Here is a 14,226-nt window from a genome sequence, read left to right as displayed (position 1 = left end):
ATGTGGTTGGTGGGCGGCCGGGACACGTTTGGGGCGCGCATCCCGGCCGCCTGCCTGCTAGCGGAGCAGCTGCAGGACGCCCTGGCCGGTCTGGTTGGCCTGGGCGAGCATTGCGGTGCCCGCCTGCGACAGGATGTTGGAGCGGGTGAACTTCACCATCTCCTCCGCCATGTCGGTGTCGGTGATGCGCGACGACGCAGCCGACAGGTTCTCCTTCGAGACGTTCAGGCTGCGGACAGCCGACTCGAAGCGGTTCTGAACGGCACCGAGGCTCGCACGAGCGGTCGACACGTTCTGGATCTGCGTGTCGATCGCGTTGATCGAGGTCAGAGCGTTGGCGGCGGTGTCGAACGTGAGAGCGCCGACCGCGGTGGCGACCGTGGAGACGTTGGCACCGGCCAGGCTGACCGCGATCTGGTCGTTCGCAGCGACGCCACCGGCGCCGACCTGGAACGTCAGGGTGGCGTTCGAGCCGTCGAGCAGGTTGATGCCGTTGAAGTTCGCGCTGCCGGAGATGCGCGTGAGCTCATCTGTCAGCTGCGTGACCTCGGTCTGGATGTCGGTGCGCGATGCTGCGTTGTTCGAGTCGTTGCCGGCCTGAACCGCCAGGTCGCGAACGCGCTGGAGGATCGAGTGGACCTCGGTGAGCGAACCTTCAGCGGTCTGCACGACGCTGATGCCGTCCTGAGCGTTGCGGGCGGCGACGGTGAGGCCACCGACCTGCGACTTCAGGCCCTGCGAGATGGCCAGACCGGCCGCGTCGTCCGCCGCACGGTTGATGCGGAGGCCGCTGGACAGCTTTTCGAGCGACTTCGAGAGGTCGTTCTGCGTGTTGTTCAGGTTGCGGTAGGCGTTGTTGGCCGCGACGTTGGTGTTGATCTGCATACCCATGATTGCTTTTCCTCCATGATTGGGCTCTTCAGCCGCCCATCCGTGGGCGACATCTGGATCTATCGGCTGTTGTGCGCATCCCGTTAGCTATTCGCTCCCGGTTCGTCCAGGCGACCCGGATGCCCGGGAGCGCGCCGCTCGTCAGGATGCGTTGCGGGCGGACGACGTGGGCTGGGGCGAGAGGCGGGCGACGTTGGAGACGGCGTGCTGCGCGAGCCGGGCGAGGTAGGCGCTGCGGCGCGCCTGCGACGTCTTCGCCTCGATGACCTCGGGGTCGCCCTCGTCCGCATAGTGCGTGGCCATCCCTTCGCGCATCAGGCGGATCGCCTCCGAGCGCTGCTGCGACACGGCCGAGTGGGTGATCCCCAGCTCTTCGGCGACCTCGGTGACCGTGCGGTCGTCGAAATAGATCGCCTGCACCACGTAGCGCATCCGCTCGGGCAGTGCCTCGACGGCGGCGCGGATGTAGGCGGTCTGCTCGCCGACCAGCAGCGACTCCTCCGGGGAGACCGCCTCCGACACCAGGAAGGACTCGGTCGTCTCGTCGAGGGTCGTGACCGTGCGGGCGGCATCGGAGAGGGCCGCGGTGGCCGTCTCGCGGTCGACGCCGAGCGCGTTCGCGATCTCGTCGACGGACGGCGTGCGGCCGAGGCCGGCGGTGAGGGTCTCCTGCACCACCATCGTCTCTTTGATCCGCTTGCGTGCCGACCTCGTCGCCCAGTCGCTGGCGCGCATCTCGTCGGCGAAGGCGCCGACGATGCGCGTGCGGGCGTAGGCGCCGAACGGGATGCCCAGAGTGGGGTCGTACGCCGTCGCCGCCGTCACGAGGGCGAGCGCCCCTGCCGAGGCGAGATCGTCGCGGGAGAGGTGTGTCGCGCGGGCGCACAAGTCGGAGACGAGATAGCCGACGAGCGGCAGATTCTCCACGACGAGCGTGTTGCGTTCGTTCCGGTTCACGCGTTTCGACCCCTGTCTTGGTCAGTCGAGCGGCCGTGCAATCCCTCGGATGGGTCTTCCGGGGTTTGTACGGCTGTGCTCAGGTGATGCAGTGTGGATGTTCGGTCAGGGTCGGGTACCGAACAGGCGCTAGGGGTCCTTCTCGTTGTTCACGGTAACAATCAGCCGCTCTGGATTACTTGCATTGGTTGCCCCCACTACGGGGCTGCCCCTACCCCCAGTACGGGGATTACGGCTCAGGCTGTGAAAAGCGATAGGGAGTTCAGCGATTTCATGGCTGCCCGCCCCTAACATCGACCACAACCGTGCCGATTGTCTCCACTGACGGCGAGCGGATCGCCGCCGAGAACCCGAGGGGACCAGGTGCGCACTTCGACTCACGAGGAAGTTGGTAGCGACATGGCCGCGAGCGATCTGTCCGCGCAACTCTGGAGAGAACGCGAACTGCTCGAGTTGCTGCTGTTCAAACTCGAGGAGGAGCAGCTCCTGCTGACCGCCGGCAAGTCGCGCTGGATCTCGCACGCCACCCGCGAGGTCGAGCAGGTGATGGAGCGGATGCGCGCCGTCGGCCTCGCCCGCACCGTCGAAGTCGCCTCCCTCGCCGAGGAGTGGGGGATCAGCCCCGACTCCTCGCTCCGCGAACTCGCCGCCTCCGCTCCCGACGGGATCTGGTCCGACATCTTCAGCTCGCACCTGGTGGCCATGACCGAGCTCACCGCGCAGATCGCCGACGTGCGCGACACCAACGAACGGCTCCTGCGCGAAGCGGCGCGGTCGACCCAGGAGACGCTGAGCGGCCTTGCCGGCGGCGCGGGCGACCCCGGCGTCTACGGAGCGAGCGGGGAGAGCCGGCCCGGTTCATCCGGAGCCTCGCTCTTCGACACGGAAGCGTAAGGGATGCCCGAATGAGCACCTTCAGCGGACTGAACACCGCCTACACCGGCCTCGTCGCGGCGAAAGCCGGCCTCGACATCGTCGGCCAGAACATCGCCAACGCCGGAACCGCCGGCTACACCCGGCAGCGGGTGAGCACCTCGAGTGTCCCTCCGCTCCACAACGCGGGGTTGTTCAGCGGCGGCGTACGTCCCGGTCAGGGAGTGAACGTCGACGGCGTCCAGCGTCTCGACGACGCCACCCTGGATGCCCGGGTGCGGTCGACGACGGCTCTCTCGGGGTACTCGGGCGCGCGGGCCTCCGCACTGTCCACCCTCGAGGCGTCCCTCAACGAACCGGGGACCAACGGGCTCTCGACCCAGCTGCAGAAGTTCTGGTCGGCGTGGCACGACGTGTCCAACCAGGCGGGTGAGCAGGCCCCGGCGGGGGTGCTGCTCGGCCAGGCCGGCTCGCTCGTCAGCCAGATCTCCCAGGGCTACCGCGCCGTCGACGACCAGTGGAGCGCACTTCGCACGAACGTCGACGGGATGGTTACCGATCTCAACGCGGCCGCGACCGAGGTGGCCGACCTGAACGGCCGTATCCGCTCGACCCTCGCCGCCGGCGGTTCCGCGAACGAGCTGATGGACCGGCGCGACATTCTGACCACACAGATCGCCAACCTCGCCGGCGGTGTGGTGCGGCCGCTCGACGACGGGACCGTCGACGTCCTGGTCGGCGGCAACGCCCTCGTCTCCGGCACCACGGCGAACGCCGTGCAGGCGGCCGGAGCCCGGCGCCTCACCGACGCCACCACCGATCCGGCGCGGCTCGAATGGGCGCACCGGCCCGGAGCGGCCATCGCGATGGAAGGCGGCGCCATCTCGGGCGCTCTGTCCACGCTCGCGCCGGCCGACGCATCCGGAACCGGCGGAGTGCTCGCCGAGGCCGCCGCCAGCTACAACGCTTTCGCGGTGACGATCGCCCAGGCGGTCAACGCCGTTCACAGCACCGGCTCGACGCCGACCGGTGTCACCGGCCTCGACTTCTTCGCCATCGACCCCACCCAGCCGGCCGCCCTCGGCCTCTCCGTCGTCCCGACCTCTGTTGCGCAGATCGCCACCGGCACCCCCGGCGCGGGCGGAAGCGACGGCAGCATCGCGGCAGCGATCGCTGCGCTGGGAACCGGCCCCAACGCCGTCGACAAGCAGTGGGCCGGCTTCGTCGTGCGCATCGGCGTCGCGAGCAAGACCGAGAACCAGCAGTCCGACCTCGCCGACCTGGCCTCCAACTCCGCGGTCAACGCGCAGCTGTCGAACTCCTCGGTCGACCTCGACGAGGAGAACATGAACATGCTGGCCTTCCAGCACGCCTACCAGGGCGCCGCCCGCGTCATGACCGCCGTCGACGAAGCCCTCGACACACTCATCAACCACACCGGATTGGTCGGGAGGTAGCCCGTGTTCACCCGCATCACCAACGCTACGCAGACGCTCAACGCGCAGCACAACCTGCAGGCGAACCTGCAACGGCAGGCCGTGCTGTACGACCAGGCCACGAGCCGCCGGCAGATCACGAAGCCCTCGGACGACCCGACGGCCACTGCGAGCGCCCTCGGCGTCCGGGCGGATGCCGCCGCGACGGCGCAGTACTCCCGCAACGCCGACAACGGCGACGCCTGGCTCACCACCGCCGACTCCACCCTCAGCTCGGTCGAGAGCATCATGGCCCGTGTGCGCGACCTCACCGTCCAGGGAGCGAACGACGGATCCAATTCGCCCCAGGCCAAGGAGGCGATCGCGACCGAGCTCGACGGCCTCAAGAAGAGCCTCCTGTCGCTGTCGAACACCACCTACCTGGGCCGCACGGTCTTCGCGGGCAATTCCAGCGCCGGCGTCGCCTTCCAGCCCGACTACAGCTACACCGGCGTCGCCGGGAGTACAGTCGATCGCAAGGTCGGGTCCGACACCACGGTCAGGGTGGATGCCGATGGTGCGGCGGTCTTCGGAACCGGCGCGACCTCGGTCTTCGCCCTCATCGACAACACCGTCAACGACCTCCGCACCGGAGTGAACGTAGGGCCGAGGCTCACAGAGATCGACGATCGGATGAAGGCAATCGTGGGAGAGCACGCGGAGATCGGCGGCCGCCAGACCCGTCTGGACAAGGCCAAGGACACCCTCGCCGTCAGCGCCAACTCGCTGGAGGCGCAGCGGTCCAGCCTCGAAGACGTCGACCTCAGCAAGGTGCTGCTCGACCTCAAGACGCAGGACGTCAACTACCAGTCGGCCATCGCTGTCACCGCCCGTGTGCTGCAGCCGACCCTCATGGACTTCCTCCGATGACCGCACTCACCTTCATCGCCCCGCCTCCCGGCCTCGAGCCGCTGCGCGAGTTCGAGCTCACCGCGGTCGACGGCGCCGCCGGTCTCTACACGATCCAAGCGGTCGAGCGGCCGGAGATCCGGATCTTCGCGATCGACGCCGGCCTGCACCTCCCCGGCTACTCCCCCGAGCTCCCGGATGACCACGCCGCCGAACTCGGCGTCTCGCACGCCGACGAGGTGCTCGCCCTGGTGGTCGTGAATCCGTCGCCGGAGGGGAGCACGGTCAACCTGCTCGCCCCCGTGCTGGTCAACCGCGCGACCGGTCGGGCGCTGCAGCTCGTGCTCGAGGACGACTCCTTCCCGGTGCGCGCCGAGCTCGCCGCGCTCGCACACTCCTAGCCGTCCGGAGGTCCCCGCTCTGACGCGGGCCTACTTCTTGGCGGCCTTCGGGGCGCAGGGCGCGCTCTTCGCGAGCAGGTCGACCTGCTGCTGCTCCGACCACGGGAGCGTCGCGACCGTCTTGGCGCCGGCCCGCTTCGCGGGAACCTTGGCGACGATCGACGCGAGACGCTGCGCGAGCGCCTGGATGTACGCGGGTCCCGGAGTCGAGTTGTTCAGCGCGACCACGACGGTCAGCCCCGAGCTCGGGTCGCTGAACATCGCCGAGAGATAGCCGGGCATCGCGCCGACGTTGCCCCGCAGCGGACCGAGCGTCAGCATCCCGAGACCGTACTTCTGCCACTCGGCGCCGATCGAGACGCTCTTCGCCTGCTCCGTCGCGCTCTTGTCGGACACCAGCGAACCGGAGGCGAGCGCCTGCACATAGCTCTTGAGGTCGGGCACGTTCGAGACGACACCACCGGCGGTCCAGCCCATCGAGGGCGACAGTTTGCTCACATCCGCGACCGCCGTGCACACCGATTGTCCTGCCGCGTTGATCGTGCTGACATAGCCGGCCGGATGCGCTCCCGGGATCGTGAGCTGGTCGGATCCCGGAAGCGAGCTCGACTTCATGTCCAGCCGACTGAAGACGTAGTGCGAGTACAGGTCCTGCCAGCTCTTGCCGGTCGCGTTCTGCAGCGCCATGCCGAGCAGCACGAACCCGGCCCACGACTGCCCGTACTTCTCGCCCGGGTTCCCGAACCGCTGCGTGGCGATCCCGTCGCTCACCAGTTCGAGCGCCGGCCACATCCGGGTGGGATTGTTGACGAAGATCGAGCGGAGCTGCGGCACGTAGTCGCCGAGGCCCGACGTGTTCTGGCACAGCTCCCGCAGCGTGACCCCGTCGACGCCCACGAATCCGGGCACGTACTTGGTCACGGGGTCGTCGAGCCGGACCTTGCCGTCGTCGACGAGTCCGAGGAGCACGCTGCACGTCATCGCCATCGTGTTGCCGGCGATGCGGAAGCCCATGTTCGGGGTGACCGGCTTGGTGCCCTTGAGCGCGGTGGTGCCGATTCCGGCCGTCCAGCTGCCGGCCCAGGGCGCCCAGACCCCGACCACGGCACCGGATGCGCCGGACTGCTTCACGGCGTCTTTCACCGCCGTGTCGAGCTTGCCGCTCACCTCGGAGGAGAAGCCTCCCGGGACCTGCCCCGGCACGCCGGCCGACCCGCTCGCGTTCGCTGTGCATCCGACGAGGAGGAGTGCGAGTGCGCTCGCCAAACCGATGACGGTGACCCGCCGAGCCCCGTTCGCTCGTCGACGCATGTGCCATCCCCCGATGGTTGTGGTGCTTGTCCAAGGATTCTAACCGCAGTACCAATCCGTTCCGCGCAGCCCTCCGAACACAGGAGGAACACGGCAGACGCTGTGCTCTTCCACAAGGAGGGAACGAACATGCGCACATCACCGAATCGCCTGGTCGCCACGATCTTCGGCGCGGTCTACATCGTCGTCGGCCTGCTCGGCTTCGCATACACGGGCGGAGTCGGTTTCGTCGCGACCCAGGGCGGTCTGATCCTCGGCATCTTCGAGGTCAACCCGCTCCACAACATCGCGCACCTGCTGATCGGCGCCGCGCTGCTCATCGCCGGGCTCACCCGGGTCGCTGCGGCCAAGGCCGTCAACACGACCGTCGGCGCCGTCTACCTGCTGCTCGGCATCGTCGGCTTCTTCCTCGTCGGCACGGGAGCCAACATCCTCGCGCTGAACACGCCCGACCACGTCCTCCACCTCGTGAGCGCGATCGTGCTCCTCGGTGTCGGCCTCGGCGCCGAGCGCACCGTGCGCGCCAACTCGGCCGTCGCCTGACGACGACCACGGCGAGCGCACTGATGGGGACTTCTGTGGGGATGTCCGAGACAGTGACCGGCAACGGAACGGGGGCTGATCGGCCGAAGTCGCTTCCGACGACGATGACCGTCGCCCCGGCGACCCGGGCCTGGCTCGCCGTGGTTGCGCTCGGCGCGGGGCTGGTTCACGCAGCGCTCGCGGCGAGCGCACCCCTCCCGGCCCTGATCGTCCTGACGGCGATCGGGGCCGCGGAGCTGGGGTGGGCCGCAGCCACCCTCATCCGCGACCGCCCGCCACTGCTACGGGCGTCGCTCTACCTGGCTCTCGCGCCCATCGGATGCTGGGCTGCGGTCGCCACCGTCGGCGCCACCACTGCGGCCGGCACCGTCATCGCTCTTCCTCCGCTCCCCCTCGCGGTGGCTTCCGGCCTCGACCTGACGATCGCTGTGGTCATAGCCGTCGTGCTGCGCCGCCGGGCATCCGCTCACGACACGGGTGCCGTGCGATTCGTGCTCGCGCTCCTGCTGAGTTCTGCCGCAGTGTCGGCCGTGACGGTCCCGGCTCTGGCGGTCACGGATGCGGGGGTCGCCGCGGTCGACGTGCACCTGCAGCACGGCGGTCACCAGCACTGAGGGTTCTGACTGAGGTTCGCATTTCGGCGTGGCTCCTCTAAACTCAGGCAACCCTCAATCGGGTCCGACGTATTCGACCTCTGGAGCACCGTGGCCGACCTCATCCCCTTCTCGCAGGCACTCCGCGAGCGCACACGCACCGACCACGGGGCGAGCGCCGGGGCGGTCTTCATGCAGGACCTGATGACCGGCAAGGGGACGAGAGACGACTACGTCTCGCTCCTCGCCCAGCACTACTTCATCTACGAGGCGCTGGAGCAGGCTGAGGCGGTGATGCGCCGCGAGCCGCAGGCTGCGGCCTTCATCACTCCCAAGCTCACCCGCCTGCCGGCGATCGAGTCCGACCTCGAGTTCCTGCTCGGACCCGGCTGGCGTGGCCTCATCACGCCATTGCCCACCACGGAGCGCTACGTCGCGCGCATCCGGGCGGTCGGCACGTCCTGGCCCGGCGGCTTCATCGCCCACCACTACACGCGCTACCTCGGCGACCTGTCGGGCTGCCAGATCATCCGAATGCTGATGCAGCGCCAGTTCGGCTTCGAGACGAACGGCGTCGGCTTCTACCTCTTCGCCGAGATCGCCAAGCCGAAGGAGTTCAAGGACGTCTACCGGGCGCAGCTCGACGCCGTGGACTGGGACGACGCGGAGCGCGGGCGCGTGATCGACGAGGTCAACCTCGCCTCGCGCCTCAATACGGAGCTGTTCGAGGCTCTCGCCGCGGCCAAGGCGGTCGCGTAGTCGGGATCGAGAGCGCTCGGGATCCTGAGCCTCGTCGCTGAAACGGAGCCCAGAGCCGCTGGCGGGGCGCACATCACGCGCGAATTCACCCGCAGTGCCGCCTAGCGCCGGCTCAGCGCGAACGACGCCGTGCCGAACTTCACCACGGAGCCCGGATCGACCTCGTGCCGGGTGTTCGGGTCGCAGGCGTACGTGCCGTCACCCGGGTAGACGATCGTCGTCCCGTTCGCCGAACCGAGGTCGAGCACCCAGAACACGCCCTCGTACTGACCGAAGGCGAGGTGAGCCCGCGACACCGACTTGGTGTCGTCCTCGATCTCGATGAGCTGCACGTGAGCGGGGTCGTCCAGTTCGGTCCCGGGCGTGTGCACGACCGGGTTGCGCCCGATCACGCCGTTGCCGGAGGTCTCGAAGTGCTGGCCGTCGCTGAAGTCGAGGATGAAGGTGACCGCCATCTGCTTCTCCATTCGGTTTCGTCGCGTGCGTCGTGGGTCGTGTCGTCCCGGGTTCAGCCGAGGCGAGCAGGGCTCAGGTCAGGCTGGGTGTGCGGGGCCGGGTGCGCATGAACCGCTCGACGTCCGCATCCACCATGATGTCGCTCGGGCGCAGCGGGCGCGAGAGGTACAGGCCGTCGAGCGAGGTCAGCCGGCTGAGCGCCACATAGGTCTGACCCGGGCTGAACGCGCGGTAGCCGAGGTCGACGATCGCCGAGTCGTACGTCTTGCCCTGCGATTTGTGGATGGTGACCGCCCAGGCCAGGCGCAGCGGAAACTGCGTGAACTCGGCGACGACGTCTTTGGTGAGCTTCTTGGTGGCGGGGGAGTAGGAGTACTTGAACTTCTCCCAGATGGCCGGCTCGACTTCGTGGATCTCGCCGTCGACCTCCACGTAGACGTTGGAGTCGATACGGGTCACTGTGCCGATCGTGCCGTTGACCCAGCGCGGGCCGTCGCCGCCCTGGCCGACGTCGTTGCGCAGGAACATCACCTGCGCTCCGACCTTGAGTTCGAGGGTCTCGTCGGCGGGGTAGGCGCGGCCTCCGAAGTCTCCGCTGACCTCCGCCTTCGCGGTGAGGGCACGGCCCGGGAGACGGCTGAGCGCCTGCGCGTTGATGCGGTTGACGGTGTCGTTGCGCGTGGCGAGCGTGATCGTCCCGTCATCCGGAGCGGGCCGCGCGCCCATCTCGTTGAGGCGGTCGGCGATCTCCTTGGTGACCTGCCCGTGGCGCACCGCGTTGAGCATGTATTTGAAGTCGGACTCGTGCTGGCGGTGGATCTCGACCAGCTCGACGATCTTGAGATCGGCTTCGAGCCACACCCGGGCGTCGAAGAACCACATCGACCGGTAGGTGTCGCTGAAATAGGCGCGCTCTTCGGGGTCGCCCGGCACCGGCGCGAGCTGGTACGGGTCGCCGAACAGCACCACCTGCACGCCGCCGAACACCTCGGCGGGCTTCTGACGCGCCTGGCGCAGGCTGCGGTCGATCGCGTCCATCAGGTCGGCGTTCACCATCGAGACCTCGTCGATGACGAGCGTGTCGATGCTGTTGAGGAGCTTGCGCAGCTCTGCGCTCTGTTCGATGTCGTGGTCGGCGATCACGCCGATCGGCAGCCGGAACAGCGAATGGATGGTCTGCCCGCCCACGTTCAGCGCGGCGACGCCTGTGGGCGCGGTGATCACCAACGACTTCTCGGTGTTCCACGCCAGATGATTGAGCAGCGTGGACTTTCCGGTGCCGGCACGACCGGTGACGAACACGTGCTCCCGGGTGTGCTCGATCAGCTCGAACACGGCCTTCTGTTCGGGAGAGAGGGAGAGTCGGCCCATCCGAGTCCTTCCCTCGCGCGACCTGCCGAACTACTCTAACGCGGTCCCGGATGCCGTGGCCCACTCTCCACAGGACCTTAGGATGGCCTCATGGTTGGGGATGAGGTCGACAGCCCGCCGCCGCATCCCCTCGCGGCCCTCTCCCCGCGCACGCGTGTCGTACTGCTCTGGTCGGGCGTCGCCCTGCTGCTCCTGCTCGCGTTCGCCGCTGCCGTCGGCGCCCTCCAGCGGAGTCTCTACAGCGCGGGCGGCTTCGCATCGTCCTACGTCGAGTCCCTGGCCGCGCACGACCTCCGCGCGGCCCTCGCGATGCCCGGCGCCGCCCCGACCGAGGCGAGCCTGCGCGCGCAGGGGCTGCCTCCGACGCCCTCGCGCGAGCTCCTGCGTGCCGACGTGCTCCCGACACTGACCGACATCCGGGTGCTCAACGACGACGATCTGGGCACGGGCGAGCATCTCGTGGAGGTGCAGGCGAAAGCGGACGGGCATCCGGTGACCGCGCGGTTCAGCGTCCGCCAGACCGGCGCCGTGCTCGGGCTCCTCCCCACCTGGCGGTTCGGCGCGACGCCGCTGACCGTCGCACACATCACCGTCGAGCACGCCGACACCTTCACGGTCGGGGGCCACACCCTGGAACCCCGGGCGGCGGAGGCCCAACCCGTCGGCTCGTTCAGCGTCGCGGCCGACTATCTCGTCTTCGCGCCCGCCGTCTACGTGCTCGGCCACACCTCGAAGTATCTGGATGCCCAGCCGGTGACGCTCACGGCCAGCAGCCCGGGACGGCAGCTCGACGTCAGCGTGGTCGCCGACCCGAACAACGCGTTCGTGGCCGATGTCGAGAAGCAGCTCAACGGGTACCTCGACGATTGCGCGAAGCAGCATGTGCTGCAGCCCACCGGATGCCCGTTCGGTGTGGTCATCGACGACCGCGTGGAGGGCCAGCCGAGCTGGTCGATCGTCAAGTATCCGATGGTCTCGATCGTCGCCGGGCCGAGCGGATGGATGATGCCGGATGCTCAAGGGATCGCGCACCTCTCGGTCACGGTCCAGTCCCTGTTCGACGGCACGGTCTCCAAGCGCGAGCGCGACGAGGCGTTCACCGTGTCATTGTCGTCCATCGTCATCCGCGACGACGATGGCTCGCTCGACATCACTGTCGCGGACTGAGCCCACGCGGACTGAGCCCACGAGGACTGAGCCCACGAGAACCGGGCCGACGGCGTCCGGGGCTAGCGCTTCACCGCGTCGCGGGAGGCGAGTCTGGCCAGACGCTCGTTGTAGGCCTGCAGTTCCGCGTCTCCCGTGCGGTCGGCGTTGCGATCGCGCCGTCTGGTCTCGCGATCGTCGCTCCGGCCCCACTGGATGGCGACGACGATGGCCAGGATGACCGTGGGGATCTCGCCGACGCTCCACGCGATGCCCCCGCCGGTCTGCTGGTCGACGAGCGGGACCGCTCCCCAGACGCGTCCCATCGAGCCGAACCAGTCGGCGAGCAGAAGCGCCTGGCTGGTCATGATCGACAGGCCGAAGAACGCGTGGAAGGCCATCGTGCCGAGGAGGAGGAGCAGGCGGAACGGGTACGCGAGCCGGTACTTGACCGGGTCGATGCCGATGAGCGACTGCACGAACAGGTAGCCCGTGATGAGGAAGTGGGTGATCATCCACTCGTGGCCGACGTGGTCGGTGGTCGCCCAGCGGAACAGCGGCGTGTAGTAGAACGCCCACAGGGATCCGGCGAAGAGCACGGCCGCGACGATGGGGTTGGAGATCACGTCGGCGAACTTCGAGTGCACGGCCAGGAGGATCCACTCGCGTCCGCCGCGCGACCCGTCGGTGCGCTTGCGGATCGAGCGCAGCGCGAGCGTGACCGGCGCTCCGGGCACGAGGAGGAGCGGCACCATCATGGTGAGCACCATGTGCGCCAGCATGTGGCTCGAGAACAGGTACTTCTCGTAGACGTTGACGCCGCCCGACGTGATGTAGAACAGCAGCACGAGACCCGCCACCCAGAACACCGTGCGGTGGATGGGCCACTTGTCTCCGCGTTTGCGCAGCCGCCAGACGCCCGCGAGATAGAAGAAGAGGGCGAACGCGCAGCCGAGCACCCAGAGCAGGTCGAAGTTCCACAGGGTGACCAGTCGCCCCCAGGTGAGCTCCGGCGGCAGCTTCTGACCCGTGAGGATCTCCGCCGGCGTCGGCGCTGCGCCGAGCTTCTCGGCGACCGGAGTGGCCGTGCGGGCGAGCGCCGCCGCGACGCCCGACGCGATGCCCATGAAGGCGAGCTCGGCGGTCACGAGCCACCAGAACGTGTTCCGTGATGCGCCGGTCTTCAGCCGGCCGATCAGGTAGCGCCGCTGCAGCACGCCGAACAGGCCGAGCGCCACGAGCGCGGTGACCTTGACGAGCACCAGGATGCCGTACGGCGTGGCCAGCTCCGCCAGAGTGCCGATGCGCAGCTCGGCGTTCACGTAGCCCGACGCCGCGACGACGATGAACGAGATGAGCGCGATCGAGGAGTACCGCTCGAGCACGGGCACGATGCGGCCGCCGTCGAGCGAGCGCCGCACCACGACGAGGGTGACGAGCCCGCCCAGCCAGAGGGAGGCGAAAAGCACGTGGAGGCCGAAGGAGGTGACGGCGGCGTCGTGGCCTGCGGCATCCGCACTGTGGCCCTGCTGGGCCATCGGGACGATCGCGGCCATCGCCAGAGCGGTGACGAACACCAGGGCCGTCTGGTTGCGGACCGCGAAGCACAGCACGGTGACGGCCGCACCGATGAGGGTGATCCCCAGCCACGCCTGCCCGATCGAGACGCTCGTGACGAAGGAGCTCAGGCCGTTGCTGAAGGTCTGGTCGAACGAGAGCGGAACGCTCGAGACGCTGACGAACGTGAACAACCCGGTCACGGCGGCGGCGACGGTCATGACCCCGGCCGATCCGGCGGCGAAGTCGAGCGCCTTGCCGTATTCGTCCCGGTCCGAGCTGAAGGCGAAGCAGGCGAGCACCAGCGCACCGATGACGCCGGCCAGGCTCAGGTTCACGACGAGGGTCGAGGCGGGGAGTCCCCAGCGCACGAGTGCACCCGGGTCCGCGAGGAGCGGAGCCGACGCGCCGCCGCCGAACGCCAGTGCCGCGATCATCGCGAGCACGGCGACGATCAGCAGCACGGCAGGGCCGGCTATCCGGACGATTCGGGGCACTCGTCAAGCCTACGTCGGCAGCGCTGGGAGCCCGCACACAGGCCCCGTCGCGCGGTTCCGGATGCCCGGCCGGCCGCAGACGCGACGAGGGCGGCACCGCAACGCGGCACCGCCCTCGAGCAAGCAGATGAGACTACTTGACGGCAGCCTTGAGCTTCGAGCCCGCGGTCAGCTTGACGCGGTGGCCGGCCGGGATGTTGATCTCGGCGCCGGTCTGCGGGTTGCGGCCCGTGCGAGCAGCGGTCTCGGTGCGCTCTGCAGCGAGCCAGCCCGGGATGGTGACCTTGCCACCGTTGGAGACGGTCTCCGCGATCGTGGCGAAGAAAGCGTCGAGCACGCCGCCGACGGCAGCCTGGCTCTGACCCGACGATGCGGCGATTGCGGCAACGAGCTCGGTCTTGTTCAGCGACTTGTCAGCCATTGAGTGTCCTCCTCGGACCTTGTGCTGTTTTTACAGCTCTTGAGTGGAACGGTTGAGGCCACGCGGGCCGTAACGTTTGGTCGGTTTGACCGCCTCGAATGTATCAGAATCCCGCGAGAACACGCG

Annotated in this window: 15 protein-coding genes; 8 read left to right on the top strand and 7 right to left on the bottom strand. The window is 68.5% G+C overall.

The genetic code is table 11. From position 1 onward, the window contains the following. Positions 1-57: 57 nt before the first annotated feature. Together ACFVV5_RS00615 and ACFVV5_RS00610 are read right to left on the bottom strand one after the other, a co-directional pair. Entirely contained in the window at positions 58-891 is an 834-nt protein-coding gene (locus tag ACFVV5_RS00615; protein ID WP_387237349.1) for a flagellin, read from the bottom strand. 141 nt (positions 892-1,032) lie between these two features. Continuing rightward, positions 1,033-1,848, bottom strand: a complete 816-nt coding sequence (locus ACFVV5_RS00610) for a sigma-70 family RNA polymerase sigma factor (RefSeq protein WP_387237346.1) — start codon at positions 1,846-1,848, stop codon at positions 1,033-1,035. Positions 1,849-2,247: 399 nt separating this feature from the next. Between ACFVV5_RS00610 and flgN the strand changes: the two genes are divergently transcribed. From flgN to fliW, 4 genes are read left to right on the top strand one after another with little or no spacing between them, the layout of a single operon-like run. Next, positions 2,248-2,742: a flagellar export chaperone FlgN gene (flgN, locus tag ACFVV5_RS00605; protein WP_387237343.1), complete on the top strand. Its 495-nt coding sequence runs from the start codon at positions 2,248-2,250 to the stop codon at positions 2,740-2,742. An 11-nt stretch (positions 2,743-2,753) separates the two neighbouring features. Then, positions 2,754-4,178: a flagellar hook-associated protein FlgK gene (flgK, locus tag ACFVV5_RS00600; RefSeq protein ID WP_387237340.1), complete on the top strand. Its 1,425-nt coding sequence runs from the start codon at positions 2,754-2,756 to the stop codon at positions 4,176-4,178. 3 nt (positions 4,179-4,181) lie between these two features. Then, positions 4,182-5,066, top strand: a complete 885-nt coding sequence (gene flgL / locus ACFVV5_RS00595; RefSeq protein WP_387237337.1) for a flagellar hook-associated protein FlgL — start codon at positions 4,182-4,184, stop codon at positions 5,064-5,066. Next, positions 5,063-5,446, top strand: a complete 384-nt coding sequence (fliW, locus tag ACFVV5_RS00590) for a flagellar assembly protein FliW (RefSeq protein WP_387237334.1) — start codon at positions 5,063-5,065, stop codon at positions 5,444-5,446. The genes flgL and fliW overlap by 4 nt, the downstream gene beginning before the upstream one ends. A 30-nt stretch (positions 5,447-5,476) precedes the next feature. On the opposite strand, the gene ACFVV5_RS00585 is transcribed toward fliW, so the two are convergent. After that, positions 5,477-6,757: a serine hydrolase domain-containing protein gene (locus tag ACFVV5_RS00585; RefSeq protein WP_387237331.1), complete on the bottom strand. Its 1,281-nt coding sequence runs from the start codon at positions 6,755-6,757 to the stop codon at positions 5,477-5,479. Between the two features lie 129 nt (positions 6,758-6,886). Between ACFVV5_RS00585 and ACFVV5_RS00580 the strand changes: the two genes are divergently transcribed. The 3 genes from ACFVV5_RS00580 to ACFVV5_RS00570 all read left to right on the top strand — a co-directional run bounded on the left by ACFVV5_RS00580 (position 6,887) and on the right by ACFVV5_RS00570 (position 8,652). Next, entirely contained in the window at positions 6,887-7,300 is a 414-nt protein-coding gene (locus ACFVV5_RS00580) for a DUF4383 domain-containing protein (protein WP_387237328.1), read from the top strand. Positions 7,301-7,341: 41 nt separating this feature from the next. Further along, the gene (locus tag ACFVV5_RS00575) at positions 7,342-7,914 is read left to right on the top strand and encodes a hypothetical protein (protein ID WP_387237326.1); all 573 of its coding nucleotides are present in this window, start codon (positions 7,342-7,344) and stop codon (positions 7,912-7,914) included. Between the two features lie 90 nt (positions 7,915-8,004). Further along, on the top strand, positions 8,005-8,652 hold the full coding sequence (locus tag ACFVV5_RS00570; RefSeq protein ID WP_387237323.1) for a heme oxygenase (biliverdin-producing): 648 nt from the start codon (positions 8,005-8,007) through the stop codon (positions 8,650-8,652). Between the two features lie 101 nt (positions 8,653-8,753). On the opposite strand, the gene ACFVV5_RS00565 is transcribed toward ACFVV5_RS00570, so the two are convergent. Continuing rightward, positions 8,754-9,107 carry an FHA domain-containing protein gene (locus tag ACFVV5_RS00565; protein ID WP_387237320.1) on the bottom strand — a complete coding sequence of 118 codons (354 nt, stop codon included), beginning with the start codon at positions 9,105-9,107 and terminating at the stop codon, positions 8,754-8,756. A 73-nt stretch (positions 9,108-9,180) separates the two neighbouring features. Further along, positions 9,181-10,479, bottom strand: coding sequence for an ATP-dependent RecD-like DNA helicase (locus tag ACFVV5_RS00560; RefSeq protein ID WP_387237317.1), 1,299 nt, complete (start codon positions 10,477-10,479; stop codon positions 9,181-9,183). Between the two features lie 90 nt (positions 10,480-10,569). On the opposite strand from ACFVV5_RS00560, the gene ACFVV5_RS00555 reads away from it, so the two are divergent. Then, the gene (locus ACFVV5_RS00555) at positions 10,570-11,646 is read left to right on the top strand and encodes a hypothetical protein (protein WP_387237314.1); all 1,077 of its coding nucleotides are present in this window, start codon (positions 10,570-10,572) and stop codon (positions 11,644-11,646) included. Between the two features lie 62 nt (positions 11,647-11,708). Here ACFVV5_RS00555 and ACFVV5_RS00550 read toward each other — a convergent pair whose 3' ends face one another. After that, positions 11,709-13,619 carry a cytochrome c oxidase assembly protein gene (locus tag ACFVV5_RS00550; RefSeq protein ID WP_387238778.1) on the bottom strand — a complete coding sequence of 637 codons (1,911 nt, stop codon included), beginning with the start codon at positions 13,617-13,619 and terminating at the stop codon, positions 11,709-11,711. 193 nt (positions 13,620-13,812) lie between these two features. Further along, positions 13,813-14,100, bottom strand: a complete 288-nt coding sequence (locus tag ACFVV5_RS00545) for an HU family DNA-binding protein (RefSeq protein WP_387237311.1) — start codon at positions 14,098-14,100, stop codon at positions 13,813-13,815. Positions 14,101-14,226 lie beyond the last annotated feature (126 nt).

It is taken from the genome of Leifsonia sp. NPDC058248, from assembly GCF_042881905.1.
Lineage (GTDB): Bacteria > Actinomycetota > Actinomycetes > Actinomycetales > Microbacteriaceae > Leifsonia.
This window is presented reverse-complemented; position numbering and strand designations above follow the sequence as displayed.